21 protein-coding genes are annotated in these 26,847 nt (G+C 67.8%); 11 read left to right on the plus strand and 10 right to left on the minus strand.

Annotated elements, in window-relative coordinates; all coding sequences use genetic code 11:
* Positions 1–17: 17 nt before the first annotated feature.
* Together ACWGSM_RS01140 and lepA are read right to left on the minus strand one after the other, a co-directional pair.
* Positions 18–668: a DUF1990 family protein gene (locus ACWGSM_RS01140; protein WP_313356521.1), complete on the minus strand. Its 651-nt coding sequence runs from the start codon at positions 666–668 to the stop codon at positions 18–20.
* 60 nt (positions 669–728) lie between these two features.
* A complete protein-coding gene (gene lepA / locus ACWGSM_RS01145; protein ID WP_452321155.1) occupies positions 729–2,579 on the minus strand; it encodes a translation elongation factor 4 in 1,851 nt (616 codons plus the stop codon).
* 261 nt (positions 2,580–2,840) lie between these two features.
* Between lepA and ACWGSM_RS01150 the strand changes: the two genes are divergently transcribed.
* From ACWGSM_RS01150 to rpsT, 6 genes are all read left to right on the plus strand, one after another.
* Positions 2,841–3,824 carry an ABC transporter permease gene (locus tag ACWGSM_RS01150; protein WP_452321156.1) on the plus strand — a complete coding sequence of 328 codons (984 nt, stop codon included), beginning with the start codon at positions 2,841–2,843 and terminating at the stop codon, positions 3,822–3,824.
* Between the two features lies 1 nt (position 3,825).
* The gene (locus ACWGSM_RS01155) at positions 3,826–4,758 is read left to right on the plus strand and encodes an ABC transporter permease (protein WP_452321157.1); all 933 of its coding nucleotides are present in this window, start codon (positions 3,826–3,828) and stop codon (positions 4,756–4,758) included.
* The gene (locus tag ACWGSM_RS01160) at positions 4,755–6,683 is read left to right on the plus strand and encodes an ABC transporter ATP-binding protein (protein WP_452321158.1); all 1,929 of its coding nucleotides are present in this window, start codon (positions 4,755–4,757) and stop codon (positions 6,681–6,683) included. The genes ACWGSM_RS01155 and ACWGSM_RS01160 overlap by 4 nt, the downstream gene beginning before the upstream one ends.
* A gap of 106 nt (positions 6,684–6,789) precedes the next feature.
* Positions 6,790–8,499: an ABC transporter family substrate-binding protein gene (locus ACWGSM_RS01165; protein ID WP_452321159.1), complete on the plus strand. Its 1,710-nt coding sequence runs from the start codon at positions 6,790–6,792 to the stop codon at positions 8,497–8,499.
* A 67-nt stretch (positions 8,500–8,566) separates the two neighbouring features.
* Entirely contained in the window at positions 8,567–9,289 is a 723-nt protein-coding gene (locus ACWGSM_RS01170) for an alpha/beta fold hydrolase (RefSeq protein ID WP_452321160.1), read from the plus strand.
* A 163-nt stretch (positions 9,290–9,452) separates the two neighbouring features.
* Complete coding sequence (rpsT, locus tag ACWGSM_RS01175; RefSeq protein WP_313356529.1) at positions 9,453–9,713, plus strand: 30S ribosomal protein S20; 261 nt, start codon at positions 9,453–9,455, stop codon at positions 9,711–9,713.
* 55 nt (positions 9,714–9,768) lie between these two features.
* On the opposite strand, the gene holA is transcribed toward rpsT, so the two are convergent.
* The 5 genes from holA to ACWGSM_RS01200 all read right to left on the minus strand — a co-directional run bounded on the left by holA (position 9,769) and on the right by ACWGSM_RS01200 (position 17,747).
* Complete coding sequence (gene holA, locus ACWGSM_RS01180; protein WP_452321161.1) at positions 9,769–10,809, minus strand: DNA polymerase III subunit delta; 1,041 nt, start codon at positions 10,807–10,809, stop codon at positions 9,769–9,771.
* A 29-nt stretch (positions 10,810–10,838) separates the two neighbouring features.
* Positions 10,839–13,097, minus strand: a complete 2,259-nt coding sequence (locus ACWGSM_RS01185) for a ComEC/Rec2 family competence protein (protein ID WP_452321162.1) — start codon at positions 13,095–13,097, stop codon at positions 10,839–10,841.
* Positions 13,094–13,765, minus strand: a complete 672-nt coding sequence (locus ACWGSM_RS01190) for a helix-hairpin-helix domain-containing protein (protein ID WP_452321163.1) — start codon at positions 13,763–13,765, stop codon at positions 13,094–13,096. Before ACWGSM_RS01190 ends, ACWGSM_RS01185 begins: the two co-directional genes overlap by 4 nt.
* 103 nt (positions 13,766–13,868) lie before the next feature.
* A complete protein-coding gene (leuS, locus tag ACWGSM_RS01195) occupies positions 13,869–16,361 on the minus strand; it encodes a leucine--tRNA ligase (RefSeq protein ID WP_452321164.1) in 2,493 nt (830 codons plus the stop codon).
* Between the two features lie 111 nt (positions 16,362–16,472).
* On the minus strand, positions 16,473–17,747 hold the full coding sequence (locus tag ACWGSM_RS01200) for an anthranilate synthase component I family protein (protein WP_452321269.1): 1,275 nt from the start codon (positions 17,745–17,747) through the stop codon (positions 16,473–16,475).
* Positions 17,748–17,855: 108 nt separating this feature from the next.
* On the opposite strand from ACWGSM_RS01200, the gene ACWGSM_RS01205 reads away from it, so the two are divergent.
* Genes ACWGSM_RS01205 through ACWGSM_RS01215 form a run of 3 tightly spaced genes read left to right on the plus strand, consistent with a single transcriptional unit; the run spans position 17,856 to position 20,457 of the window.
* Positions 17,856–18,533: a DedA family protein gene (locus ACWGSM_RS01205; RefSeq protein WP_452321165.1), complete on the plus strand. Its 678-nt coding sequence runs from the start codon at positions 17,856–17,858 to the stop codon at positions 18,531–18,533.
* Between the two features lie 32 nt (positions 18,534–18,565).
* Positions 18,566–19,594, plus strand: coding sequence for an App1 family protein (locus ACWGSM_RS01210; RefSeq protein ID WP_452321166.1), 1,029 nt, complete (start codon positions 18,566–18,568; stop codon positions 19,592–19,594).
* Positions 19,591–20,457 (plus strand): 3-methyladenine DNA glycosylase, encoded by an 867-nt coding sequence (locus ACWGSM_RS01215; protein ID WP_452321167.1) that lies wholly within the window; start codon positions 19,591–19,593, stop codon positions 20,455–20,457. Before ACWGSM_RS01210 ends, ACWGSM_RS01215 begins: the two co-directional genes overlap by 4 nt.
* Here the strand turns inward: ACWGSM_RS01215 and ACWGSM_RS01220 are convergent.
* Positions 20,454–21,626 carry a glycoside hydrolase family 3 N-terminal domain-containing protein gene (locus ACWGSM_RS01220; protein ID WP_452321168.1) on the minus strand — a complete coding sequence of 391 codons (1,173 nt, stop codon included), beginning with the start codon at positions 21,624–21,626 and terminating at the stop codon, positions 20,454–20,456. The two genes, ACWGSM_RS01215 and ACWGSM_RS01220, sit on opposite strands and share 4 nt — an antisense overlap.
* A gap of 142 nt (positions 21,627–21,768) precedes the next feature.
* On the opposite strand from ACWGSM_RS01220, the gene ACWGSM_RS01225 reads away from it, so the two are divergent.
* Both ACWGSM_RS01225 and ACWGSM_RS01230 read left to right on the plus strand, forming a co-directional pair.
* On the plus strand, positions 21,769–22,908 hold the full coding sequence (locus ACWGSM_RS01225; protein WP_452321169.1) for a calcium:proton antiporter: 1,140 nt from the start codon (positions 21,769–21,771) through the stop codon (positions 22,906–22,908).
* Between the two features lie 441 nt (positions 22,909–23,349).
* Positions 23,350–24,597: a hypothetical protein gene (locus ACWGSM_RS01230; RefSeq protein ID WP_363447219.1), complete on the plus strand. Its 1,248-nt coding sequence runs from the start codon at positions 23,350–23,352 to the stop codon at positions 24,595–24,597.
* Positions 24,598–24,667: 70 nt separating this feature from the next.
* On the opposite strand, the gene ACWGSM_RS01235 is transcribed toward ACWGSM_RS01230, so the two are convergent.
* Together ACWGSM_RS01235 and ACWGSM_RS01240 are read right to left on the minus strand one after the other, a co-directional pair.
* Entirely contained in the window at positions 24,668–25,801 is a 1,134-nt protein-coding gene (locus ACWGSM_RS01235) for a DUF262 domain-containing protein (RefSeq protein WP_363447217.1), read from the minus strand.
* A complete protein-coding gene (locus ACWGSM_RS01240) occupies positions 25,798–26,514 on the minus strand; it encodes a hypothetical protein (RefSeq protein WP_366244604.1) in 717 nt (238 codons plus the stop codon). Before ACWGSM_RS01240 ends, ACWGSM_RS01235 begins: the two co-directional genes overlap by 4 nt.
* Positions 26,515–26,847 lie beyond the last annotated feature (333 nt).

The following is a 26,847-nucleotide window of genomic DNA, read 5'->3' on the forward strand; positions in this document are numbered from 1 at the left end:
TCAGAGTGTGCGCACCATCAGATCGGGGTGGCGTACAACGGCGAGATGGCGCGCAGGTAGAGAGCGAACAGCTCGCGACGGCGACGGCGCACCATGCCGGGAAGCCGGTACAGCAGGGCCACGGGAGCATCGAACGCCCGCACGGTGAACCACACCTCGTCGGTGTCCTCGCGCCATTCGATGTCGAACGACTCCTCACCGCTCACCACCGAGCCGCCGACGGTGCCGAGCACGAAGCCGATGCGGCGACGCTCTTCCGTCACCGAGATCACGCGCAGTTCGGCATCCGCTCTCATGCCCTTGACGCGGCCATGCAGCTGCAGGGTCATTCCCGGCGCGACGAACGGCATCCCGTCGGCGGCGAAACGCTGCTCGACCTGGGTGCGGTTCGGCGCGATGGGCGCGCCCTCGGCGTCGAAGCTGACGCCGGTGTAGGCGGAGCCGGCCGCCGGGCGCACATCGCGCAGCTCGAGTCCCGCGGCGCGCTGCGCCGTCCACGACAGCAGCGATTCTCCGGCTGTGCGGAAACGGTCTTCACCGCTGCCGAGACGCCAGGATGCCTCGGCGGGAATACTGCGCTCCGGCGGGTACTGCATGAGGTCGGGCGCGTGGGTCGCGCCCACCGCGGCATAGTCAACCGTGCCTTCTCGGAAAGTCCCCCGACGCATGATCTCCAGCCTAAGCGACCTGTCTGAACAGTCTCCGAACGACACCGCGTCCGGAGCGACCTACTTCTTGTCCTTGCCCTCGACGTCACCCGACAGCGCGGCGATGAACGCCTCCTGGGGCACCTCGACGCGACCGACCATCTTCATGCGCTTCTTGCCCTCCTTCTGCTTCTCGAGCAGCTTGCGCTTGCGGCTGATGTCACCGCCGTAGCATTTGGCGAGCACGTCCTTGCGGAGGGCACGGATGGTCTCGCGCGCGATGATGCGCGCGCCGATCGCCGCCTGGATGGGCACCTCGAAGTTCTGCCGAGGGATGAGCTTGCGCAGGCGCTCGGCCATCATCGTGCCGTAGGCGTACGCCTTCTCGCGGTGCACGATCGCGCTGAACGCGTCGACCTTGTCTCCCTGCAGCAGCACGTCGACCTTGACCAGGTCGCCCTCCTGCTGACCGTCGGGCTCGTAGTCCAGACTCGCATAGCCCTGCGTCTTGGACTTCAGCTGGTCGAAGAAGTCGAACACGATCTCGCCGAGCGGCATGCGATAGCGCAACTCGACGCGCTCCTCAGAGAAGTACTCCATGCCCAGCAGCGCGCCGCGTCGCGACTGGCAGAGTTCCATGACCGTGCCGACGTAGTCCTTCGGCAGCAGGATCGCGGTCTTCACCATGGGCTCCGACACCGAGGCGACACGGCCGTCGGGGTACTCGCTCGGGTTGGTGACGATGACCGTCTCACCGGTGTCGGTGATGACCTCGTAGATCACGCTGGGAGCGGTGGTGATGAGGTCGAGTCCGAACTCCCGCGAGAGCCGCTCGGTGATGATCTCGAGGTGCAGCAGCCCGAGGAAGCCGCAGCGGAAGCCGAAGCCGAGCGCAACGGACGTCTCGGGCTCGTACTGCAGCGACGCGTCCGACAGCTTGAGCTTGTCGAGCGCCTCACGCAGCTCGGCGTAGTCGCTGCCGTCGATCGGGTAGACGCCCGAGAAGACCATCGGCTTCGGGTCGGTGTAGCCGGCAAGCGCCTCGGTGGCGGCTCCCCGTGCGGTGGTGACCGTGTCGCCCACCTTCGACTGGCGCACGTCCTTCACTCCGGTGATGAGGTAGCCGACCTCGCCGACGCCGAGCCCCTTCGACGGGATCGGCTCGGGGCTAGACACCCCGATCTCGAGCAGGTCGTGCATCGCCCTCGTCGACATCATCTGGATGCGCTCGCGCGGGTTCAGCTTGCCGTCGACCATGCGCACGTAGGTCACGACGCCGCGGTACGAGTCGTACACCGAGTCGAAGATCATCGCGCGCGCCGGGGCATCCGGATCGCCGACCGGAGCAGGGATGTCCCGCACGATGCGGTCCAGCAGCTCCTCGACGCCGACGCCCGTCTTGCCCGAGACGCGCAACACGTCCTCGGGCCTGCCGCCGATCAGGTCGGCGAGCTCCTTCGCGAACTTCTCGGGGTCGGCGGCCGGAAGGTCGATCTTGTTGAGCACGGGGATGATGTGCAGGTCGTTCTCGAGCGCCAGGTACAGGTTGGCGAGGGTCTGCGCCTCGATGCCCTGCGCGGCGTCGACGAGCAGGATCGCGCCCTCGCAGGCGGCGAGTGAGCGGGACACCTCATAGGTGAAGTCCACGTGTCCCGGGGTGTCGATCATGTTGAGCGCGAAGGTCTCGTCGCCCGATGACCAGGGCATCCGCACCGCCTGGCTCTTGATCGTGATGCCGCGCTCGCGCTCGATGTCCATGCGGTCGAGGTACTGGGCGCGCATGTCGCGATCCGCCACCGAGCCGGTGACCTGCAGCATCCGATCGGCCAGCGTCGACTTGCCGTGATCGATGTGGGCGATGATGCAGAAGTTGCGGATCTGCGTGGCGGGCGTCGCTGCCGGAGACAGCGGGGTGAGAGCGCGGGGTGACATGTGGTCCTTGGTGCGTCCGAGAGGGTTCTGACAAGTCTACGTTCCGCAGGCTCAATCCCCCATTCCTGCGCACCGGTGATAGTCTCGCGAAGTTGCCCGAAGCGATCCGGTGAGACTGGATCCCGTCGGCTATACGACTCCGTCACGGCCGTCCTGCCGGTGTCGACGTAGGCTGGAAGCGGAATGACCCAGAACGTCATCCCGACTCAGCGTCGCGTCGGAGATCCCGGGCACGGCTGTAGAAGAGAAAGACCCTCCACTTTGATCAAGTATCTCGTGCGCCGGACACTCGGCTGGCTGCTCATGATCGTGGTCGCGACGAATGTCACCTACTTCCTTGCCTGGTCATTCCTCGATCCGCGAAGCAACTACGTCGGCCGCAAGCCGCCCTTGAGTCCGGAGCAGATCGAAGGTCTGCTCGGACCGCGAAACCTCAGCGAGAGCACTCCGCTGATCGAGAGGTGGTGGACCTGGCTCACGGGCATCCTGCTCCGGTGGGACTGGGGCCTGAGCCCCACCGGCGGCTCGGTGAACAACGAGATCGGCTACCGCATGTGGGTCAGCGCCGAGCTGGTGCTCGGGGCGACCATCATCATGACCGTGCTCGGCATCTGGATCGGCGTGTACACGGCATCCCGCCAGTACAAGCTCGGCGACCGCATCTGGCAGGCCGTGTCGATCATCACGATGAACATCAACATCATCGTCGCGGCGCTCGCCGTCGTCATCCTGGCCATCAACTTCAACAACTGGGTCGGCACGCGCGTCTTCTACGTCACCGGCTCCTCGAGCCAGGGGGTGACCGGGTTCTTCCCGGTGCTCGTCGATGCGCTGCAGCATCTGATCCTGCCGACGATCGCCCTCGTCGTGACCGGATACGCCGGAACGCACTTCCTGCAGCGCTCCCTGCTGCTCGACAACATCAGTGCCGACTACGTGCGCACCGCTCGTGCGAAGGGCCTGACGAAGTCACAGGCGATCCGGCGGCACGCGCTGCGCACGTCGCTGATTCCCGTGGCCACGCAGGTCGCGTTCTCGATCCCGGCGATCTTCACCGGCGCGATCCTGACGGAGACGATCTTCGCCTGGCAGGGCATGGGCCGCTACTTCCTGACCACGATCAACGGCAACGACGTGCACGGCGTGGTCGCCGTCGCCGCCTTCGGTGCCGTCCTGACCGCGATCGGCGCCGTGCTCGCCGACATCGCCGTCGTGGTCCTCGACCCGCGAGTGAGGGTGAGCTGACATGACCAACCAGATGATCGACTCCCAGATCCAGCCGCCCGTCGGGCCCGACACGACCGCCGAGCGGGTGCCGACCAAGCAGCTGTCGAAGTGGACGCTCTACACGCGCCGGTTCATGCGCAACAAGCCGGCGGTGTTCGGCATCGTCGTGTTCGTCCTGCTCGCGCTGGCATCCGTCGTCGTCCCGCCGCTGTCCGGCTGGGATGTCAACGAGATGGACTTCCTCAATCTCTCCACCGGCCCCTCGTCCGACCACTTCTTCGGCACGAATGCCTCGGGCAACGACACGTTCACGCAGACCTTCGTCGGTCTGCAGCGATCGCTGATGATCGCCCTCGTCGTCTCGATCGGAGTGACCGTGATCTCGGCGATCGTCGGCACGGCCGCGGCTTACTTCGGCGGTCGTGTCGAGCGCGTCACCCTCGTGATCATCCACTTCTTCATGGTCGTGCCGACCTTCCTCATCCTCGCCCTGGTCTCCAACGACGCGGGTGGCGATTGGCGGGTGATCTCGCTCGCACTGATCTTCACCGGCTGGTTCTTCCCGGCCCGCGTGATCTGGACGATGGCGCTGTCACTGCGCGAGCGCGAATACGTGCACGCGGCGCGCTACATGGGCGTCCCCGGAATGCGCGTGGTGCTACGGCACCTGCTGCCGAACGTCGGCTCGCTGCTCGTGATCAACTTCACACTGGGGGTGGTAGCCGCGGTGATGACGGAGACCGGTCTGTCGTTCATCGGCTTCGGGGTGAAGATCCCTGATGTGTCGCTCGGCTCGCTGATCGGCGAGGGGGCGGCCAGCGTCACCAGCGCGCCGTGGCTGTTCTACTTCCCCGCGCTGGCGCTCACCCTGCTGACCGTGTCGATGGCGCTCGTCGCCGACGGTCTGCGGGATGCCCTCGATCCCACCTCTGCGGCAGGAGGCCGTGCATGAGCAACGTACTCTCCGTCCGTGACCTCAGGGTCAGCTTCGCGTCCGAAGCCGGCCGCGTGGACGCCGTGCGCGGCGTCTCCTTCGATCTCGAGGCCGGCAAGACGCTCGGCATCGTCGGCGAGTCCGGCTCGGGCAAGTCGGTCACCTCGCTGGCGATCATGGGACTGCTCGACGAGAACGCTCGCGTCACCGGATCCATCCAGTTCGAGGGCGAGGAGCTGCTGGGCAAGACCGACAAGCAGATGTCGGTGATCCGCGGCAACGGCATGGCAATGGTCTTCCAGGACCCGCTCACCTCGCTCACCCCGGTGTTCACGATCGGTGACCAGCTCATCGAGGCGCTCACGGTGCATCGCAGCCTGTCGCGCACCGACGCCTGGGACCGCTCGCTCGAGCTGCTCCGCCTGGTCGGCATTCCCGAACCCGAGAAGCGGATGAAATCGTTCCCGCACGAGTTCTCCGGAGGCATGCGCCAGCGCGTGGTCATCGCCATCGCGATGGCGAACAACCCGCGACTGATCATCTGCGACGAGCCGACGACGGCGCTGGACGTGACCATCCAGGCGCAGATCCTCGACCTCATCGAGAAGGCGCAGGACGAGACCGGCGCCGCCGTGATCATGATCACGCACGACATGGGCGTGGTGGCGCGCACCGCGGACGACGTCATGGTGATGTACGCCGGCAAGCCCGTCGAGCACGCCCCCGCGCACGAGCTGTTCCACCGCACCCGCATGCCGTACTCGATCGGTCTGCTGGGTGCGATCCCCCGTGTCGACAAGACCGAGAAGGAGCCGCTCACCCCGATCAAGGGCAACCCGCCGCTGCTGATCGACCTGCCGGACGCGTGCCCGTTCGCGGCGCGCTGCCCGATCGCCGTGGCCGCCTGCGTCGAACGGGAGCCCGAGCTGCTTCCCGTGGCCACCGGCAGTGGGCAGGCGCATCTCGCTGCCTGCATCCGAGCCGACGAGATCGACGACGACGGTCGCATCGGCGGTCTGCCGGTGTACCCGGTCGCCCCGATCCCCGAGAGCGACCTGACCCGCACGCCGCGCGAGCAGCGCCCGGTGACGCTCGAAGTGCGCAACATGGTCAAGACGTTCCCGCTGACCAAGGGCGCCTTCCTGAAGCGCAAGGTCGGCGAGGTGCAGGCGGTCAAGGGTGTCAGCTTCGACGTGCGCGAGGGCGAGACCATGGCCATCGTGGGCGAGTCCGGATCGGGCAAGACCACGACGCTGCTGCAGATCATGGACTTCGAGAAGCAGGCCGACGGCGACATCATCATCGCCGGCACGAGCGTGAACGAGCTGCACGACCGCAAGCTGGAGCGCCGGCTGCGCCGCGACATCCAGATCGTCTTCCAGGACCCGATGGGTGCACTCGATCCGCGCATGACCGTCACCGACATCATCGCCGAGCCCATGCGCGCCATCGGGATGGCGAAGGACGACGTCAATGCCCGAGTGCAGGAGCTGATGGACCTGGTGGGGCTGAACCCCGCCCACCGCGATCGGTTCCCCGGGGCGTTCTCGGGCGGGCAACGCCAGCGCATCGGCATCGCCCGCGCTCTGTCCACCAACCCTAAGATCATCGTGCTCGACGAGCCGGTGTCGGCGCTCGACGTGTCGATCCAGGCGGGCGTGATCAACCTGCTCGACGAGCTGAAGGTCAAGCTGGGCCTGTCGTACCTCTTCGTCGCGCACGACCTGTCGGTGATCCGCCACATCGCCGACCGCGTCGCTGTGATGTATCTCGGCGAGTTCGTCGAGCACGGCGACGTCGACGAGGTCTTCGACAACCCGCAGCACCCGTACACGCAGGCGCTGCTGTCGGCCATTCCCGTGCCCGACCCCGATGTCGAGCGCACCCGCCAGCGGGTCGTCTTCGACCCGGAGACGATGTCGACGCGTCCGGCGACTGTCTGATCACCGTCCGATAACAGTTAGTCCCGATTCACTGTCGCGCCCGCCGGATGCCGGGAAGCGCGAACTATCCTCCCCATATGACACGCCGTAAGGCGAAAGGAGCACCATGAAGCAGCAGAAGCTGATGGGAGCGCTGGCAATGGCCGGCGCTTTCGCACTCGTCCTCACCGGGTGCGCCTCTGACACCGGAGACAAGGGTGGCAGCGGCGATGACGGCAGCGCAGCCGAGACCTCGGCCGCGGACTACAACCCGCAGCCGCGCGAGAACCTCAAGGAGGGCGGCACGGTCAACTTCCCGATCAACGAGATCCCGGAGCAGCTGAACTCCTTCCACGGTGACGGCAGCGCCGACACCGCTCGTGTCGCCGCGTGGTACATGCCGCAGATCCTGCTGCAGAAGCCGGACGGCACGCCCTACAAGCACGACGCGTACCTCGACGAGTGGAAGATCGACACGGTCGACGGCAAGACGCAGATCACCTTCACGTTCACCGACGAGGCCACCTGGAACGACGGCACGCCGATGGACTGGACGGCGATCGACGCGACGTGGAAGGCCAGCCGCTCCACCGAGGAGGGCTTCGTCCCGAACGCCACCGACGGCTACAAGGAGATCGAGAAGGTCGAGCAGGGCGACACGCCCAAGACCGCGATCGTCACCTTCAAGGGCGAGTTCGCCTGGCCGCAGATGCCGTTCCTGACGGGAATCATCCACCCGGCGCTGGCCGACCCGGACACCTTCAACTCCGCGATGATCGACGAGCCGCACGCCGAGTGGGGCGCAGGCCCTTACACGGTCGACGAGTTCGACGCGAACAAGGACTTCATCTCGTTCAAGCCGAACGACAAGTGGTGGGGCGACAAGCCGCTGCTCGACAAGGTCACCTTCAAGGGAATGGACTCGCAGGCCTCGATCAACGCGTTCAAGAACGGCGAGATCGACATGGTCGGCGTGGGTACCAAGGACCGCCTCGCGCAGGTCAAGGACATGAAGGACATCGAGGTCTACCGCGCCCAGCAGACGGCCAACACGCTGCTCGAGGTCGACGCCGAGAAGCCGCAGTTCGCGGACGTCAAGGTGCGCGAGGCGTTCTTCAAGGCCATCGACATCGACCAGCAGAAGAAGATCGCGTGGAACGGCCTCGGATACGAGGAGGAGCCGGCCGGCTCGCTGACCCTCTTCTCGTTCCAGCCGGGCTACTCGAACGCGCTGGAGGAAGCCGGCTACAAGTTCGACGTCGACGGCGCCAAGAAGCTCCTCGACGAGGCGGGCTGGAAGGAGGGCTCGGACGGCATCCGCGAGAAGGACGGCGTCAAGCTCTCGGTCACCTACCCGATCCACAACGACGACCCGACCCAGAAGGCCCTCGCGCAGTCGATCCAGGCCCAGGAGAAGGCCATCGGCATCGAGGTCAAGGTGGACGTCCGGCCGGCGAACAAGTTCGCCGAGGACTACAACAGCAAGAACTGGGACATCTTCAGCCTGCGCTTCACCTCGTCCGACCCGTTCGGCGCGGCATGGTTCTGCCAGCTGTACTGCCAGGACATGGGCCTGAACCTCTCGGGCGTGCAGACGCCCGAGATGGATGAGCGCATCCACGAAGAGGTCGAGTCGATCAACGACCCCGAGAAGCAGACGGCTGCGGCCATGAAGCTCGAGGCCGAGATCTTCCAGGACTGGGGCCTCATCCCCCTGTACAACGGACCGTCCATCTCGGCGGCCAAGACGGGCCTCGCCAACCTGACCCCGGAGCCCTACGTGGGTCTCGATCTCTTCGGCGTGCAGCCGGTTGAGAACGTCGGCTGGGAGAAGTAAGCACAGCACGATCTGAGCGGGGCCGGTGGTTGACCCACCGGCCCCGCTTTCTTCATATGCTGAGGAGGTGAGCGTCCAGGTCGTCCTCGTGCACGGCATCCGCACGTCGTCGACGATGTGGCGTTCGCAGCTCTCCTGGCTTGCCGAGAACGGCATCCCGGCCACGGCGGTCGACCTTCCCGCGCACGGCACGCGGATGGACGAGGACTTCACCCTGCACGAGGCGCTGCACACCATCGATGCCGCGGTGCGAGCCGCGGCAGCCCACGGGCCCGTGCTGCTTGTGGGTCATTCGATGGGCGGGCTGCTTTCGCTCGCCTACGCCGGTGGCGAGGACACCCCGCCGATCGCGGGAGTCGTGGCTGTCTCGTGCACGGCGCTCCCCCGCGGCGCGGCACTGCGCGCGTATCGTGTTCTGGCCCGGGCGATGAACTCGCTGCCGCAGCGAGGGCAGTGGCTCACCGATCGGGTGCTGGCCGCGACCCTGCCGGTCGACACGCGCGCCGACTTCGCTGCCGGCGGGTACGCCTTCGACGCGCAGGACGCGGCGTTGAGCAGCCTCGCGGTGCTCGACCTGGAGGCCGCGCTTCCGCGCATCCGCGTGCCGCTGTGGTTCGTGAACGGCCAGTTCGACCAGCTGCGGGTCAACGAGGCGCTGTTCCAGCGGCTCGCGCCGCATGCCGAGCTGATCGTCGTACCCCACGCCACGCACCTGGTGACGGCGATGCGCCCCACGGTGTTCAACGCGGTGCTGCGACTGGCGCTCGCGACGCTGAATGCCGGAAGCTGAGGCACCGTCGAACAGGCGCACCACCGACCGGTTCGGCACCAGCCCTTCAGTGCTGGTAGCATTGACTCTTGGCTTGCGTGTGGGTTGTCCCTCACGACCGCTGTGCGACGCCCCTCTACCGTCGGCAGCACACCGAATCCATCCAGACAGAAAGTGTCCACACGTGGCAAACATCAAGTCGCAGATCAAGCGCAACAAGACCAACCTGAAGGCTCAGGAGCGCAACCGCGCCGTCAAGAGCGAGCTGAAGACGCTGGTCCGCAAGACCCGCGAGGCCGTCGCCTCCGGCGACAAGGAGGCCGCAGAGGGCGCCCTCAAGCTCGCGTCCGTGAAGCTCGACAAGGCCGTCAGCAAGGGTGTCGTGCACAAGAACCAGGCGAAGAACCGCAAGTCGGCCATCGCCAAGAAGGTCGCCGCTCTCTGACCCGAGCAGATGCTTCGAAGGCCCGTCCCGTTCGCGGGGCGGGCCTTCTGCTGTATCAGGAAGCGAACGCGTCGCGGGTGGCGACGACGGTCACCATGCGCTCCAGCGCGAAGATCGGGTCGCGTGCGGCGCCCTTCACCTCGGCGTCGGCACGGGCCGTGGCCTGGATGGCCATGCCGAGGGAGCGCTCGTTCCACCCGGCCAGATCCTTCCGCGCGCGGTCGACCTGCCAGTCCTTCATGCCGAGCTGCTGCGCGAGCTGGCGGCTGGGCTCGCGGCGGCCGGCGACGCGCGCCATGGTGCGCAGCTTCATGGCGAAGGCCGCGACCATCGGCACGGGGTCGGCTCCGGATGCCAGGGCATGGCGCAGCGCGACGAGGGCGTCGCCGTAGCGACCGGCGATCGCCGTGTCGGCGACGACGAACGCCGACACCTCGACCCGGCCGCCGTAGTACTTCGTGACGACGTCGTCGGTGATGTCGCCCTCGACGTCACCGATCAGCTGCTGGCAGGCGGCCGCCAGCTCGGTGAGATCGTCGGCGAACGCCGAGACGAGCGCGCGCAGCGCGGTGGGCTGGATGCGCTTCTTCACCGCCTTGAACTCACCGGCGGCGAAGTCGACGCGATCCGAGTCGCGCTTCACTGCGGCGCACGGGATCTCGATGCCACCGCCGGTGCCCGCGCGCACGGCGTCGAGCAGCTTCTTGCCGCGCACCGTGGCGCCGGTGTGGCGGAGGATCACGGTCGCGCCGTCCTGCGGCGCGTCGAGGTAGCGCACGGCCTCCTGCAGAAACGCGTCGGTGCACTTCTCGACGCCCGCCACACGCACGAGGCGCGGCTCGCCGAACAGCGACGGCGAGGTGAGCGTGAGCAGGGCGCCCGCGGCGTAGTCGTCGGCACGGATGTCGCTGACCTCGAGCGCCGGGTCCTCGGCGCGCAGGTAGTCGCGGACACCGGCGATCGCGCGCTCGGCGAGCACCTCCTCGGGGCCGGACACGAGCACGATCGGCGCCGGACGCGGCTCTCGCCAGGAGACCTGCGGAACCTTGGCGCTCTTCGCGGGCGTGCTGCGTGCCGAAGAACGAGGAGCTGCCATGCTCTCAGCCTACCGGCGGGTGCCGACCTTCACTCCTGGCGCTCGGTCCACACGACGAGCCGGCCGTCCTGCTGTCCGAGCAGCACGAGGCCGCGCTGATCGGTGCGCAGCGCGCGGGAACCTGCGGCCTCGAGGAGCGCCAGGGTCTCCTTCCGCGGATGCCCGTAGTCGTTGTCCACCCCCACGCTGACCAGCGCCGCCGGTGCCGCGATCTGCGCGTACAGCGCCGGCTCCTGATCACGGCTGCCGTGATGCGCGACCTTGACCACCGCATACTCTCCGCTGATGCGGCCGCTCGAGAGCAGCTGGCGCTGGGGAGCGGCCGAGAGGTCGCCGAGCATGAGCATCCGGGGCACTCCCCCACCGGCGATGTCGACGACGATGCTCGCGTCATTGCCGCTGGGGAAGGCCGCCGAGTCCGGCGGCGGCCAGACCACCCGCCACTCCGCCGATCCCAAGGACCCGTGCGTGCCCACCGATCCGTCCCGCAGAACGGCGCCACCGGCCTGCAGCTCGTCGAGGATCCGCTGATCGTCCGGCTCGGCGATGGGTCCGTGCAGCACGGTGCCGACCCGGCCGGCGAGCGTGCTCGCCGCTCCCACATGGTCGAGGTCGAAATGGGTCAGCACGAGCAGGTCGATGCGGTCGATGCCGGTCTGCGCGAGGCAGTCGGCGAGGGCGTCGGCATCCGGTCCCGTGTCGACGAGGGCGGTCTGCGATCCCGATCGGACGAGCACCGCATCGCCCTGCCCGATGTCGCAGGCGGCGATCACCCACGCCCCGGACGTGGTCGTCGATGCGAGCGGCCCGCTCAGCAGCATCCGTGCGATCGAGGCGGCCACCGCGACCACGACCATGGCGGCCGCCGCGAGACGCAGCCACCGCGAGCGAGGGCGCACGAGCACCAGCGTCACGGCGGCACTGAGCACCGCGACCACGATCGCGGCCACCGGACCGGCGGGAACGGCCGCGGTCGCACCGGGCAGCGCCGCCGACACCGTCGCGGTGGTCTGGATCCATGCCGCCGGCAGCCACGCCGCCGCCGCGAGCAGGTCTGCCAGCGCCGGCACGGGAGAGGTGAGGCAGGCCAGCAGCCCGACCACGGTCGCGACGGGCGCGGCGGGCGCGGCGAGCAGGTTGGCGACCACCCCGACCACGGACTGCGTGTCCGAGAACAGAGCGACGATCGGGCCGCACACCAGCTGCGCCGCGAGCGGCACTGATAGGGCGAGCGCGAGCGGCACGGGCATCCAGCGGCCGAGACCGCGCAGCAGCGGACGCGACAGCACGAGCAGGGCCGCCGTCGCCGCCGCCGACAGCGCGAATCCCGGCGTCGACGACAGCCAGGGATCGGCGATGAGCAGCCCGCAGACGGCCAGCGACAGCATCGCCAGGCCCGCGCTCGGCCGCCCGAGCAGCAGGGTGAGCATCGCGAGCGCGGCCATCACCGACGCGCGGATCACGCTCGGCTCGGGTGTGACGAGCACGACGAACGCTGCTAGGGCGAGCAGCGCGAGCACGATTCGCAGCAGCCGCCCGCCGCCGAGCAGCGAGACGAGCCAGAAGACGGCCGCGACGACAATGGCGCAGTTCGCCCCAGAGACCGCCGTGAGGTGGCTGAGACCGGATGCCAGCATCGCGGCGCTGACGTCTTCCGGCACCGCTCTCGTGTCGCCCACTGCGAGCCCCGGGAGCAGCCCGGCACCCGGCTCGGGCAATCCGCTCGCCCGCTCGATGAATTCGGCGCGCGTGGTCGCGGCGACGGCGAAGATCCCGGATGCCGGCGTCGTCACCTCCGCGCGCGTGCCGAAGAGCACGAGGGCGGCCCGCTCACCGGCATCCGTGCGCTTGCCCGGCCCCGTCACCTGCAGCACCGCACCGAGGTCTGCTCCGTCGATCGGTGCGACGCCGACCCGCACCGGGCCGGAGACGTGCTGCGGGTGCCCGGGCGGGCCGATCGCGACGGTCTGCGCATCGAACCACAGGCGCCCGTCGCTGCCGACGGATGCCGATGAGCTGACTTCGACGAGCGCCTCGATGACGTGCCCGTCCTGCGCCGCGAGGGCGTCGCGCGCCGGCTGCGCGGCCGCGACGGTCGCGGCGAGACCCGCACCGCACAGCAGAACGAGCACGACGAGCCCCGCTCGGCGGCGGCGGGTGACCACGAGCAGCACCGCCGCGGTGAGCGCGACCGGGATCGCGGCCGCGACCAGTCCCGGCATGTGGCTGAGCAGCAGGGCCATCCCCCAGAGCACCACCGCGACCACGGTCGTGCGCAGATCCTTCACACCTGCACCTTCTCGCGCACACCGGCGAGCAGCTTCTCCCCGATTCCCGGCACGGCCAGCAGATCGTCGACGGAGCGGAAGCGTCCGTTCTCGTCGCGCCACTCGATGATCCGCTGCGCGAGCGCCGGGCCGATGCGCGGCAGGGTCTCGAGCGCGGTCTGGTCGGCTGTGTTGAGGTTCACGACGCCGTCGGTCTGGGTTCCGCCGCCCCCGCCGCCTCCTCCGCCCTCCGCCGCGCCGGGCGGCGGCTGCGCGCCGATCTTCGGCACGACGATCTGCTCGCCGTCGCTCAGCGGTCGTGCGAGGTTCACCGCCTGCAGGTCGGCGGACTCGAGCGTGCCGCCGGCGGCCGCCAGGGCGTCGACCAGCCGGGCATCCGGGTCGACGATGTACAGGCCGGGGGCGACGACCTCGCCCAGCACGTGCACGTACAGCCCCTCGGGCGGCGCGACGGCAGACCCGTCTCCGGCACCGTCGCCGGTTCCGGCCGACGCCGACGAGCCGCCGTCCAGCGCGATGCTCTCGGTGGGCGCCGCCTGCCCGCGCAGGATCCCCCAGCCGACCGCGGCCGACAGCACCACCAGCCCGAGCGTCACCGCCGCGCCGATGCCCAGCCTCAGGCGCGGGCGCGCGCGGGCATCCGGCTCTGCGGACTCGTCGGATGACACCCTGTCACGCTAGGCCGCCCGCCGCGCAGCGCTGCCCGCGGATCCCGGAGACTGTGCAAAACTCCCTCAGGAGGGCGGGCTGTGCACAGTCTCCGGCAGAACCTCAGCCCTTGACGGCGAAGTTGACGATCTTCGGCGCACGCACGATCACGCGCACGATCTCCTTGCCCTCCAGGGCGCGCTGCACCTTCTCGTCGGCGCGCGCGGCGGCCTCGAGGTCGGCGTCGGAGATGTCGGCGGCCACCTCGAGGGTCGCGCGCACCTTGCCATTGACCTGCACGGCGACGGTCGCCGTGTCCTGCACGAGCAGCGCGGGATCGGCATCCGGCCACTGCACGGCACTGACCGGCGGCTGGTGTCCGAGCCGGGCCCACATCTCCTCACCCGTGTGCGGCGAGATGAGCTCGAGGATCATCGCGACCGTCTCGGCCGCCTCTCGCACGGCGGGGTCGCTGGCACCTGCGCCGGTGTCGATCGTCTTGCGGATGCCGTTCACCAGCTCCATGAGACGAGCGACGACGACGTTGAACTTCGTCTGCTCGACGAGCGCCGGCGCGTCCGCCAGCAGGCGGTGGGTGATGCGGCGCAGGGCCGCGTCACCGGCATCCGAAGCCGTGCCCGGCTCGCTCGCCACCTCGTCGGCGACGCGCAGCGCGCGGGCGAGGAACTTCTGCGCACCCGAGAGCGAGACGCCGTTCCACTCCTTGTCGTCTTCCACGGGGCCGGCGAAGGCCAGGCCCAGGCGCAGAGCGTCGGCGCCGTACTGCCCGAGCAGGTCGGACAGCTCGACGAGGTTGCCCTTGCTCTTCGACATCTTCGCGCCGTCCATGATGACCATGCCCTGGTTCACCAGGTTCGAGAACGGCTCCTCGAAGTCGATCAGACCCAGATCGAACAGCACCTTGGTGATGAAGCGCGCGTACAGCAGGTGCAGGATCGCGTGCTCGACACCGCCGAAATATCCGTCGACCGGCGCCCAGCGCTTCGCCTGCTCGGGGTCGAAGGCGAACTGGTCGCTGTGCGGCGACAGGAAGCGCAGGAAGTACCACGAGCTGTCGACGAAGGTGTCCATGGTGTCGGCGTCGCGCAGCGCGGGCTCACCCGATGCCGGATCGACCGTGCGCACCCACGACTCCGCCGCGCCCAACGGCGACGAGCCCTTCGGGCGCAGGTCGAGACCCTCGACGCTCGGCAGCTGCACGGGCAGACGGTCTTCGGGTACGGGAACGACACTCCCGTCGTCGAGGTGCAGCATCGGGATCGGCGTGCCCCAGAAGCGCTGACGTGAGATCAGCCAGTCGCGCAGGCGGTAGTTCTTCGCCGCGCGGCCGGTGCCCGCCTCGCCGAGCTGCGTGATGGTGCGGGCGATCGCGTCGGCCTTGTCGACGCCGTCGAGGTCGCCGGAGTTCACCAGGCGGCCGTTGCCGACCAGCGCGGTGCCGGTCACCGCGGGGTCGAGCTCGGCGAGGTCCTCGCCCTCGTTCGCGCCGCCGGTGACGGTGGTGTCGACGACGACCTTGACCGGCAGGCCGAACGCGCGGGCGAAGTCGAGGTCGCGCTGGTCGTGCGCGGGCACCGCCATCACGGCGCCGTGGCCGTAGTCGGCCAGCACGTAGTCGGCGGCCCAGATCGGCATCCGCTCGCCGTTGACGGGGTTGATCGCGTAGCGCTCGAGGAACACGCCCGTCTTCGGGCGGTCGGTCGACTGCCGCTCGATCTCGGTCTGCTTCTGCACCGTCTCGAGGTAGTCCTGGAAGCGCGTGCGCACCTCAGACGACGAACCGGATGCCAGCTCGGCAGCCAGATCGGAGTCGGGGGCGATCACGAAGAACGTCGCGCCATGCAAGGTGTCGGGGCGCGTGGTGAACACGGTGACCGGCTCGTCGCGACCCTCGATGACGAAGTCGACGTCGGCGCCGGTCGAACGGCCGATCCAGTTGCGCTGCATCTGCAGCACCTTGTGCGGCCAGTGCCCCTCGAGCGTGTCGAGGTCGTCGAGCAGACGGTCGGCGTACTCGGTGATCTTGAAGTACCACTGCGTGAGCTTCTTCTTCACGACCTCGGCGCCGCAGCGCTCGCAGCGACCGTCGACGACCTGCTCGTTCGCGAGCACCGTCTGGTCGTTCGGGCACCAGTTGACGGCGCTCTTCTTGCGGTACGCGAGGCCGCGCTCGTACAGCTTCAGGAAGAGCCACTGGTTCCAGCGGTAGTACTCGGGGTCGGAGGTGTGCAGCACGCGCGACCAGTCGTACGACATGCCGTAGCCGCGGAATCCGGCCTTGTGCTGCTCGATGTTCTTGTAGGTCCACTCGCGCGGGTCGGCGCCGCGCTTGATCGCGGCGTTCTCAGCAGGCAGGCCGAACGAGTCCCAGCCGACCGGGTTGAGCACGTTATGTCCGCGGTGACGCCAGTACCGGGCCACGATGTCGGGGTACAGGTAGTTGATGGCGTGGCCCATGTGCAGGTCGCCCGACGGATACGGGAACATGCCGAGGATGTACTTGCGGGGCCGATCGTCGTCGTCGTCGCCCGCCGCGAACGTCTCGTTCTGCGCCCAGTACTCCTGCCACTTGAGCTGGATGTCGTGCGCAGACATCACTTCAGGGGACTCGGCGTGGGACGCGTGCTCGGTCAAGGAACGGCCAATCTGACGATGCGGAACAGCCCGGAAATCGGGCCCTTCCAGGGTATCGCGAGGGGTGTGCGCTCAGGAAACCGGCCGCAGGTCCCGCCAGGGCTTCGGCAGCACTGCGCCGAGCGCGGCGAGCGGAGCGCGCGCCTTCGTCGCTACCTCCGCCGCCTCGGCATCCGGGCGGGAGAGCCAGGTGATCCCTCCGCCGGCGCCGACGGATGCCGAATCCGCGTCGATCAGGATCGTGCGGATGACCATCGCGAGGTCGACCCTGCCGTCGAGGCCGACGTGCCCGAAGCATCCGGAGTAGACGCCGCGGGGCGCCTGTTCGAGACGATGCAGGATCGTCATCGCCGACAGCTTCGGCGCACCGGTCATGCTGCCGGCCGGGAACGCCGCGTCGCACAGGTCGCCGAAGGTGACCCCGTCGCGCAGCCGCACGCTGACCGTGCTGACCAGCTGATGCACCGCGGGATACGTCTCCACCTGCCACAGCCGCTCCACCTCGACCGTGCCGGGAACGCCCGCGTGCGAGAGGTCGTTGCGCATGAGGTCGACGATCATGACGTTCTCGGCGCGCTCTTTGGCATCCGTCCGCAGCTCCTCCGCCAGCCGCGCGTCGTCCTCCGCAGTGACGCCCCGGGGGCGGGTGCCCTTGATCGGACTCGTCGACGCGCGCCCGCCGCCCGTCGCGAGGAACTGCTCGGGGCTGGCGCTGAGCACGTGCTGCTCACCCACCCGCAGGTAGCCGCCGTGGTGCGCAGGCGTCGCCGCGCGCATCCGGCGGTAGACGGCCAGCGGGTCGTCGGGACGCGCGGCGGTGAACTGGGTGGTCAGGCACAGCTGGTACGCGTCACCGCGCTGGATCGCCGCGCGGCACTCCTCGACGAGAGCGGTGTACTCGGCGACCTCGTGGCGCGGTGACGCGGTCTGCCCGGCGGGGGCGGGCGGGGCGGGCTCGAGCGGCGGGGCGGCGAGCGCATCACCCACCTCTGCCGCCCACGCGGCGATGTCCGCCGCCGGGGCGAGGGCGTGCACCTCGCCCGCGGCGTGGTCCACGGCGACGGCACGGGTGACAGCGATCCAGGTGGGCGCCGCGTCCGTGTCGGCGACCGGGGCGCCGTTCGCCGCCGCGCCGTGCTCGTACGGCAGCCATCCGACCCAGCCGCCGAGGAAGGGGATGCCGGATGCCGCCGCCGGGCCGCTCAGGTCGACGCGACGCACCGCGTCGAGGTCATGCTCGACGTCGCCGGTGCCGATGAGACTCCATCCGGTGCGTGGGTCGGTTCCGGCATCCAGCCAGAACGCCTGGCCGGCGTCTGCGAACAGGTGCGCGAAGAGCGCATCCACCTCCGTACGGTGCGCGCCCGCCGGTCGCGCGACGGCGCAGGCGGTGAGCGGAGGGGGTGCGGGCACCTTCACAGCGTATGGCTCCGCGACAGGCTTTACGCTCATGGTGTGAACGACATCGTGCTCTGGGTCATCGAGGCCGTTCAGGCCGTCGATCCCGTGCTGCGAACGGTGCTGGCCGGTGTGGCGATCCTGCTCGAGACGAGCATCCTGATCGGCCTGGTCGTGCCGGGCGACACGGTTGTGCTCGTCGCGGCGATCGGCGTGGAGGGCTGGGTCGAAGGCCTCGCCCTCGGGGTGACCGTGGTGATCGGCGCGCTGATCGGGGAGTCGGTCGGATTCTGGCTCGGCACCTGGGCGGGTCCGTACATCCGCGCGTCGTGGCTCGGGCGCCGGATCGGCGAAGAGCAGTGGCGGCGCTCGGAGCGGTACCTGCATCGACGTGGCGGCGTGGCGATCTTCCTGTCCCGCTTTCTGCCTGTGCTGCACTCCCTCGTTCCGCTGACGGTCGGCATGAGCGGATACGCGTATCGCCGGTTCATCGCCTGGACGCTGCCCGCCTGTGCCCTGTGGGCCGCCCTGTACGTGGGCGTTGCGGCGACAGCGGCCGGCAGCTATCCCGAGCTGTCCCAGCGGGTGCACTACGCCGGGTACGTGTTCGTCGGGGTCATCGTCGCGCTGCTCGTGGTGCTGCTCGGCGGGAAGAAGCTGCTCGCCCGACGCGAGGAGCGGCACATGCGTCGCGTCGGCGAGGCTGACGACGGTGGGCGGCACACCGGATCGTGACCGCGGCAGCCAGGCGTGAAAGACTGGAGCCGATGTCTGCTGCTTCACCGGCGAAGATCCACTGGTTCGCCCGCCTCGAACACCGCGTCCACGTCTGGCGCGAGCGCCGCGCCCGCCGACGGGGACGTTCGGCGACCATCGTCCCGTTTCCCGGCTACGGCAGCACCGCCGGCTGGGTGCGGGTGGTCGGCCGCGCGCTGATCGTCCCGGCGCCGCTGAAGAAGACCCGCGGAGAGGCCAGTGTGCGCGGCTGGCGCTCGTTCGTCAGCATCCCGGTCAGCTTCGCCTCTGTCGTCGTCGAGGTCGGCGGGCGCACGCACACCGTCGTCGCCGACCGCGGCGGGGTGATCGACTCGGTCATCGAGGCGGAGCTGCCGCCCGGTTGGCAGACCTTCTCGATGTCCGTCGAGGGACAGAAGCCGGTCGAGGCGACCGCGTTCGTCGTCGATGAGAACGTCGACTTCGGCGTGGTCTCCGATGTCGACGACACCGTCATGGTCACTGCGCTGCCTCGGCCGTTCATCGCCGCCTGGAACTCTTTCGTGGTCGACGAGCACGCCCGCACCCCCGTGCCCGGCATGGCGGTGCTGCTCGAGCAGCTGCGACGCGACCATCCCGGCTCGCCGATGATCTACCTCTCCACCGGCGCGTGGAACGTCGCCCCTACGCTGACGCGGTTCCTCAGCCGCAACCTCTTCCCCGCCGGAGCGATGCTGCTCACCGACTGGGGTCCGACCCACGACCGCTGGTTCCGTAGCGGTCAGGCGCACAAGACCGGCAACCTGCGCCGGCTCGCGGAGGAGTTCCCGAACGTGCGCTGGCTGCTGATCGGCGACGACGGCCAGCACGACGAGGCGATCTATTCGCATTTCCTCGAGGAGCATCCCTCCTCCGTCGCGGCCGTCGCGATCCGTCGCCTGCTGCCGGCTGAGGCCGTGCTCGCCGGTGGTCGTGCGTCGGGCGAGCACGCCGAAGGCACCGTGCCGTGGGTGAGCGCCGAGGACGGCGCCGGGCTGCGCGAGCGGCTCACCGAGGTCGGCATCCTCGCCGATCCGTCATGACGACGCTGACGCGCGCATCGCTGACGCGCGCCGAGTGGTCGTCCCGCGCGCAGGCGCACGCCGAGCGCGCCGACACGCTGACGGCCGCGCATCGCGCCCGGCAGCAGAGCGGAGAGAAGCATCCGGTCGAGGACTTCCTGTTCACGTACTACTCGTATAAGCCCGCGCAGCTGCGGCGGTGGCATCCCGGCGCCGGTGTGACGCTGCAGGACGCCGAGGAGCGCGCCGGATGGCGCTGGTACTCGCCCGGCGTCGCGCCGCGTGGATACGCGCCCGATGCGTCGGCGTTCGGTGGGGAGAAGCCTGAGCTGGCATCCCTCGTGGAGCGGATGCTGCGCCTCACCGCCGCCCGACCGGGCCAGTTCGGATGCTTCGGGCTGCACGAGTGGGCGATGGTCTACCGCGCCGACGATCACCGGCACGACGTGCCGCTGCGACTCGGCGGTGCCGGGACGGATGCCGTCGTCGAGGCCGCCGAGCTGCGCTGCACGCACTTCGACGCGTTCCGCTTCTTCACCGACGACGCCGTGCCGCGCAACCGCCTGCCGCTGAGCCGGGAGAGTCAGCCCGATCTCGAGCAGCCCGGCTGTCTGCACGCGGGGATGGATGTGTACAAGTGGGCCGTCAAGCTCGGCCCGCTCGTTCCGGGTGAGCTGCTGCTGGATGCCTTCGAGCTCGCGTCCGACATCCGCCGCCTCGACATGGAGGCAGCGCCGTACGATCTGTCGGCGTGGGGCGTGCGGCCGGTGCGGATCGAGACGGTCGACGGCAAAGCGGAGTATGTGCGCCGGCAGCGGGCGTTCGCCGAACGCGGCAACGCGCTGCGGGAGGCGCTGCTGACGGCGTGGCTCGGTCGCGACTAGCGTCCGTCCACGAGCTGCATCCGCAGTCGCATGACGCGCTCCGCGGCGTCCCGCAGGCGCTCTGCGCTGAGTCGCCCGTCGGCGACGGCGCTGACGATCCCGGCCGCCATCTGCGGCGCTGTCTCGGCCGTGGCCCCGGCGACCATGAGCACCATGTCGTTGCCCGCCTGCAGCGCGGTCACCGCGTTCGACACGGGATCTCGGTACTCGGCGACGCCGGATGCCGAGAGCATGCCCAGGTCATCGGTGATCATCACGCCGTCGAAGCCGAGTTCGTCTCTCGCGATCTCGTGCCAGCGCGCCGACAGCGACGCGGGGGCGGGGTCGACGGCCGTGTACACCAGGTGCCCGAACATGAGCAGTTCGGCGCCGGCGTCGATGCCCGCGATGAACGGTCGCGCGTCACCCGCCTGCCACTGCGCCAGCGTCATCGACGTCGACGGGATGCTGTGATGCGAGTCACCCGGTGCGGCACCGTGCCCCGGGAAGTGCTTCAGCGTCGAGAGCACGATGCCCTCCTCGCCGTCGACGGCGGCCGTCACGCGCGACGACGCCGAATCGGCGTCGGCACCGAGCGCACGTGAGGCGATGAAGGATGAGGCGTCAGCCGGCACGTCGGCGATGATTCCGAAGTTGACGTTCGCGCCGGTCTCGGCGACGAGGGCGGCACGCTGCGCGAACACCTGCTCGGTCTGCGCCAGGTCGAGGGCGTGCAGGCCCTGTCCGCCGGGCAGGGTGTCCCACGGCAGGCGTCGGACGCCCCCGCCCTCTTCGTCGATCGCGATGAGCGGCGGCAGCGCGGGGTCGAGGGTGAGCGCATCGCTGAGTGCCCTGACCTGAGCCGCATCGGCACCGATGTTCCCGCCCATCAGGATGAATCCACCGAGCGGGGCCCCCTGCGGCGCCGACTGCATGTAGGCGCGCAGAGTCGCCGGATCGGTGCCGGAGATGTGCCCCATCACGACGCTGGCGGCCTGCTCGGTCACGCTCATCGCGGCGACCGCCTCGGCTGCGGGGTCGCGCGGCGGGCTGGGTTCGGCCGACGGCGTGTCCGACGAGGTGTGCCGGGTTCCGGACGGCGCGGCGGACGGTGTGGTGGGTGCGCAGGCGGTGAGCAGGCACACAGCCACGGCAGCAGCCGCGGCGGCACGGATCGCTCGAGCACGCATGGTGTCGACGCTACTCCGCGACTCCGATCTTCTGCTGTGCGGGCGCTCGGTGCTGCTTGCTAGCCTGGTGCTGACGCGACCGGCGGGACGACCCGGCGGCGACATCACAGGTGGGGACGACCCCGCAGATTCGGCTCGCACCGTGACCCGCTCCATCCTCCTGCGCTCGGTTCTGACGCGCACCGCCGTGCTTCGCCTCGTGCTCGGCTGGGGATCCTTCGGCGCTCTCCTCGCGCTCGCTCCCCTCGTCGAGAGTCACCTGCCGACACCCGTGCTGTGGCTGACCTTGGCCGCGATCGTCACGATCATCATCGTGTGCGCCTTCGGTGTCGTCACAGAGGCCGAGCATCTCGCGCACCGGCTCGGCGATCCGTACGGAACGCTCGTGCTCACCCTCTCGATCGCCGCGATCGAGGTCATCCTCATCTCTGCCGTCATGCTCGGCCCGGGCGAGCATCAGACCATCGCCCGCGACTCGGTGATGGCCGTGTCGATGATCATCATGAATCTCGTCGTCGGCGTCGCGCTGGTGGTCGGCGGAAGGCGGCATCCGGATCGGCACGCGAACCGCGCCGGCGTCGTCACCTATCTCGGCGTGCTGGTCATGCTGCTCGCCGTCGCGTTCGCGCTCCCGGTGCTCCTGGGAGATGCGGGCGCCTACCCACCGTCCGCCGCGATCGCGGTGATCGTGCTCGTCGTGCTGCTGTACGCGTTCTTCCTGCTGCGGCAGCTGGGCGCGCGCAGGGCGGATTTTCAGGAGGTGGGCACGGCGGCGGATGCCGGCGACGCGCCGCCCCGGTCGTCGGTCGGCCTCATGCCGGCCGAGCACCGGGCGGAGATCATCGCGCGCACGCTTCTGCTGCTCGCGCTCGCGCTGCCCATCGTGCTGCTCTCGCACGACATGGCGGCGCTGCTCGATGACGGCCTCGACCGCCTCGGCGCGCCGGTGGCGCTGTCGGGCATCCTCATCGCGATGATCGTGTTCCTGCCCGAGACGATCACCACGGTGCGGGCGGCCCTCGCCGGCGAGATGCAGCGGGTGAGCAATCTGTGCCATGGCGCTCTCGTCTCGACGGCCGGGCTCACGATCCCCGCCGTGCTGACCATCGGGCTGATCACCGGGCAGACTGTCGTGCTCGCCGAGAGCCCGTTGAATCTGCTGCTGCTGGGTCTGACGCTGCTGCTGACGCTGGCGACATTCCGCGCACGGCGGGCGCGTCCGGTGCAGGGCGCTGCGCACCTGCTGCTGTTCGTGGTCTACGCCCTGACGACACTGCTCTGAACACCTCGAGCGAACCGGTGACGGATCTCAGCGAAGGAAATCCGACGATCACGATGCGCTCACGGGTGTTCTCGGTGGCTGAGATCGTGAAGAGCGTCCCTGAGGTCGCTCAGCGAACAGATTCTCACGCGCAACCAGAATCGCGAACAGAAATAGTGGTGGACCTGAGGGGACTCGAACCCCTGACCCCCTGCACGTTGTGTGCCCGTGGCTGATTGCTTGAAATCTCGGGGCAAAGCGCCCTCTGACCGGGCATTAGCCTAGAGCATATTTGGCCGCAGTTGTCCGGTGGTCACCGCACCGGAGTGTCTGTGAGTGCCGCTATTACGTGTTGGAGTGCCCCGGCGGTGCCGGCAGGCTGAGGCGCGGAACAGGATGACCGAACCATCGGACGCGGCGGCCGTTGAACTGAAAGGAATCTCTGCGCGGTAGCGTTGCACGATGATCACGCGCTTCTTTCTGCGTTGCCCTGGGTGCTCAGAGCCTTTCGCCGCTCGGGTCGGTGTCGAGCCGACAACGGGGACGCGTTTCTACTTGCCTTGCCCGAGCTGCGCGCTCCCGATTAGTGCGGAGATGTCTGGCCAGGAGTTGGAGAGCTTTAAGGTCGATTTCGAGTGCGAGGTGGTCGATCAGAGCGAAGTCGGTTCAGAAGCGTCGATCGTGACAGTGAACCCCTTCGTGCCCTCTCGATACGACGCGGTTTCGCTTGGACCGTCCGGTGGGTCTCCCACGATGACGCTCACTGGCCTGCTGGGGTTCAAGCGCTTCATGGAGTTCGAAGATGATCGAGGCAGAGCAATCGCAGTGACGGAGCAAGTGTGGCCCTCGGTACGCATGGTGTTCCAATACTTCTTGCACGAGAACTGGCCCATGTTTGAGAGGACGGCGAAGGAGAAGCTGCAGCTCGACAAGGTGGGTAGCACGTTCCACGAGCGCACGTCGGTGGCCTACCAAAGCCTCATGTTCGTTACGATCACGGTGCTTGGCCAAAACGGCGATCGCGGTGCTCGGATCGTCGAGCTGTACGGCAAGAAGCACTCCGCAGTGCTTTCGGATCGCCACTACATGGAGGTGGTGCGTTCTCGCGGCGCTGCGGCAAAGCAGCTGGAAAGAGATCTGTTCACGGCGATCAGCGCCTTCATTCACCGCCGAGAAGCGTGGGAGATGGGAGCATTGAGCCGATACGTGCCCGACACGTCGAGGTCAGAGCTTGAGCAGCTTGTCCTCTACAGGGATGAGTTTTCGATCGTCCGTGACCTGTACCAGCAGGGGTTCGAGCTGGCCTGCAAGTGCCTATGGCCGCTGGTGGCTGCGCAGAACGCGCTTGAGCGCAGTGGCGCCGACGATTTTGGCACCGAGCATCCCTCGATCGTTCCCCCGAAGCAACGCGTGCAGAGCCTTGCCCAGTTCGACAAGCTTCCGAATGCCTACAAGGTTGCCTACGCAGCTCAGGTGCCTGGCTGGGACTCACTGAGCACACTCCTGAATAATCGCCGACGCAACACGATCGGCCATGCAACGGCACACCACGAACTCCGCACGGGTCGCGTTGTTAGTGACCAGGATCCCGGCGGTATCTCCTATCTCGACTTCTTGGCCGAAACGCTGGGAGTATTCGAAGCAATGACCTCGCTTACGCAGGTCTTACGAGCTGCACGAGTGGCCAGCTCTCCCGATTTTGGAATCTAGCGGAGAAGAAACTATCGGCTTGCTCGCGCTGGGCATCTTCGCTTACACCACTCGCTGAAAAGCCTGAGCCCTAGGTGGCGGGGCTGGCGTCGTCGTCGTCTTCGTCCTGGTCGTCAGGGCCGAGCCCTGCTACAAATTCTTCCACCACGTCAGCCGGAGGGACGTATGGCAGATCGAACAAGTAACTTTCGAGTGCGGTGTCGCGCGTCCTTCGACTGCCGAGATCGCTTGATGCGCGCACGCCTCTCGCGTAACCACGAGCTTGCAGAAGCTGTTCATCTGGCGCGACATCTGAGAGGTACGCGCTGACCGAGTCCGAGAACACCTGCAGTCGGCTCGCTAATGTATCGCGTGTCTCGCGATCAAATGGCATGTCGCCTTCGTGCTTGGCCAGAACGAGGAAAAGGGTGTAAAAGTCTGTTTTGCCCTTCCACCGTGACTTCGTTGGCCAGGTGAGAATTTGTGCGAGTTCGCCGAGTACCGTTGCGAAGTCGTGCTCGATCCGCGATCGGTCGGGGAATTCCACTTCAAAGGTCTTATAGAACTTGTCTAGTGTCGTCTTCTTGTTTTGCAACCCGTAGAGTCGGGCAGCAGAGATTTCGCTGATGAACTCGACGTCCAACATGCGGCGGATGTCGTTGACTGTGAAGACTCCCGAGGTGACCCAGAATTCGTTCTGGCTAATCGCCTTCATCGATGAGATGAACTCGCCCCAGTAGGTCGCGTGGCGCAACTCCTGAGCGTTGAGCACGACGTTGTTTCGATTGAGTCGACCAAAGATTTCGCGTATCTCTGGCTCGGACAGGGCAGGTAGCTCTCGAATGACGAACTTGTACTCGAAGATCGTCTGCTTCTGCTCGGGGGTCAAGTCCTCGAACGTGGAGCCAGAGAGCGTGCCGGAATCCTCGCCGAGCGGAAATCCATCTGACAGGAACTCTAGGCAAGCCCGGATCCGCTGCTGCCCGTCGACGACGACGTGCTTTTCGTCTCCACTTGCGTCCACGGTCGTCTGGAGGTACAGCTCTGGGATTGGGTAACCCTTGAGAATCGTGTCGATCAAGGCAGCTTTTTGCTTCTCACCCCATACGGGGTTGCGCTGGAATGGCGGCTGAAGGATAAGTTCGTCACCCTTGAATCGCTTCCAGAACCAGGACACGGTGTGCATCGTCGCTGATAGGAACCGCTGGTTGGTCGTGGCGGTCATTCTTGTGCCTCATCCTTTTCGTCGGTTGCCACCATAGGGGTACCTGCGGGTGGTTCTAGTTGGAGCTCTGCCTTCAGCGACTCTACGTTTCGACGATGGTACTCACGCAAGGATTCGAAATCTCGATAGATTCGGGCCTTGACGTCCCGATCGAGAGTTGGTGCGCGCAGCGATGCGCGCCCGAGCGCCGACTGCCAGGTCGCCCCAAAGGGCAGGTACGGCAAGAGCCTATCTGTAGCAATGGTGCCGTCGAAAACGAGGCTGCGACGATGCCAGCCGAGCAGGTCCGCTTCATCGGGGCGACCTTTTAGCGCGTCCAGCGGGCCGAGCGCTCGCAGCCAGCGCCAGGCCTCGTCGAAGTGTCGGGCCGATACAACTGCCACGTCAACGTCCGATTCGTCGTGGAACGGCCGAAACCTCTTGTCGTCCTTCGGCGAGAGACTTACACCCACCGCCGTGCTGCCGACGATCACGATGCACAGCGGGTCGACTTCGAGTTCTGCGCCGAGATCTGATCGCCACGCTGCATACTGTTCCCGATCCTCGAAGATCGCGGGAACGCGGTCGAGTATGTGGATGCTCGTGAACGCTGCAGAGTCCAGGCCGCGGACCGCAGCGGAAACTGCCTTCTGCGCATCCGTCATCCCCACTCGACCAGTATGCATGGCGCTGTCCATCAGCTCCACCAAGGCGCGCCCCGCGCTGGTCTGCATCTGATGGAGTGCTGTAGCCGCACCTCAGCGATCGGGATAGGTGACTGAGGAAACTTTAGTCAACCCGGATATTTGAGCCTCTTCTCGTAAGAATGTGGACTGGGGCGGGGTGTCCTGGGGGCGCTCCCAGAAAAAACGGATCGACGCGCGTGACGGTACGCGCCACACGCGCCACACCGCCACACTTACGACCTTTTATGCTTCTGAACAGGGCTTTTCTTGATTCGCGCAGCCGCCACACGCCCGCCACACGACCGCCACAGTACCCGCCACACGACGATGCGCCTCGCAGCATCGGTCTATCAGACTCGACGCTGCGAGGCGCACTGTCGC

This window comes from Microbacterium sp. NPDC055521, assembly GCF_053619695.1.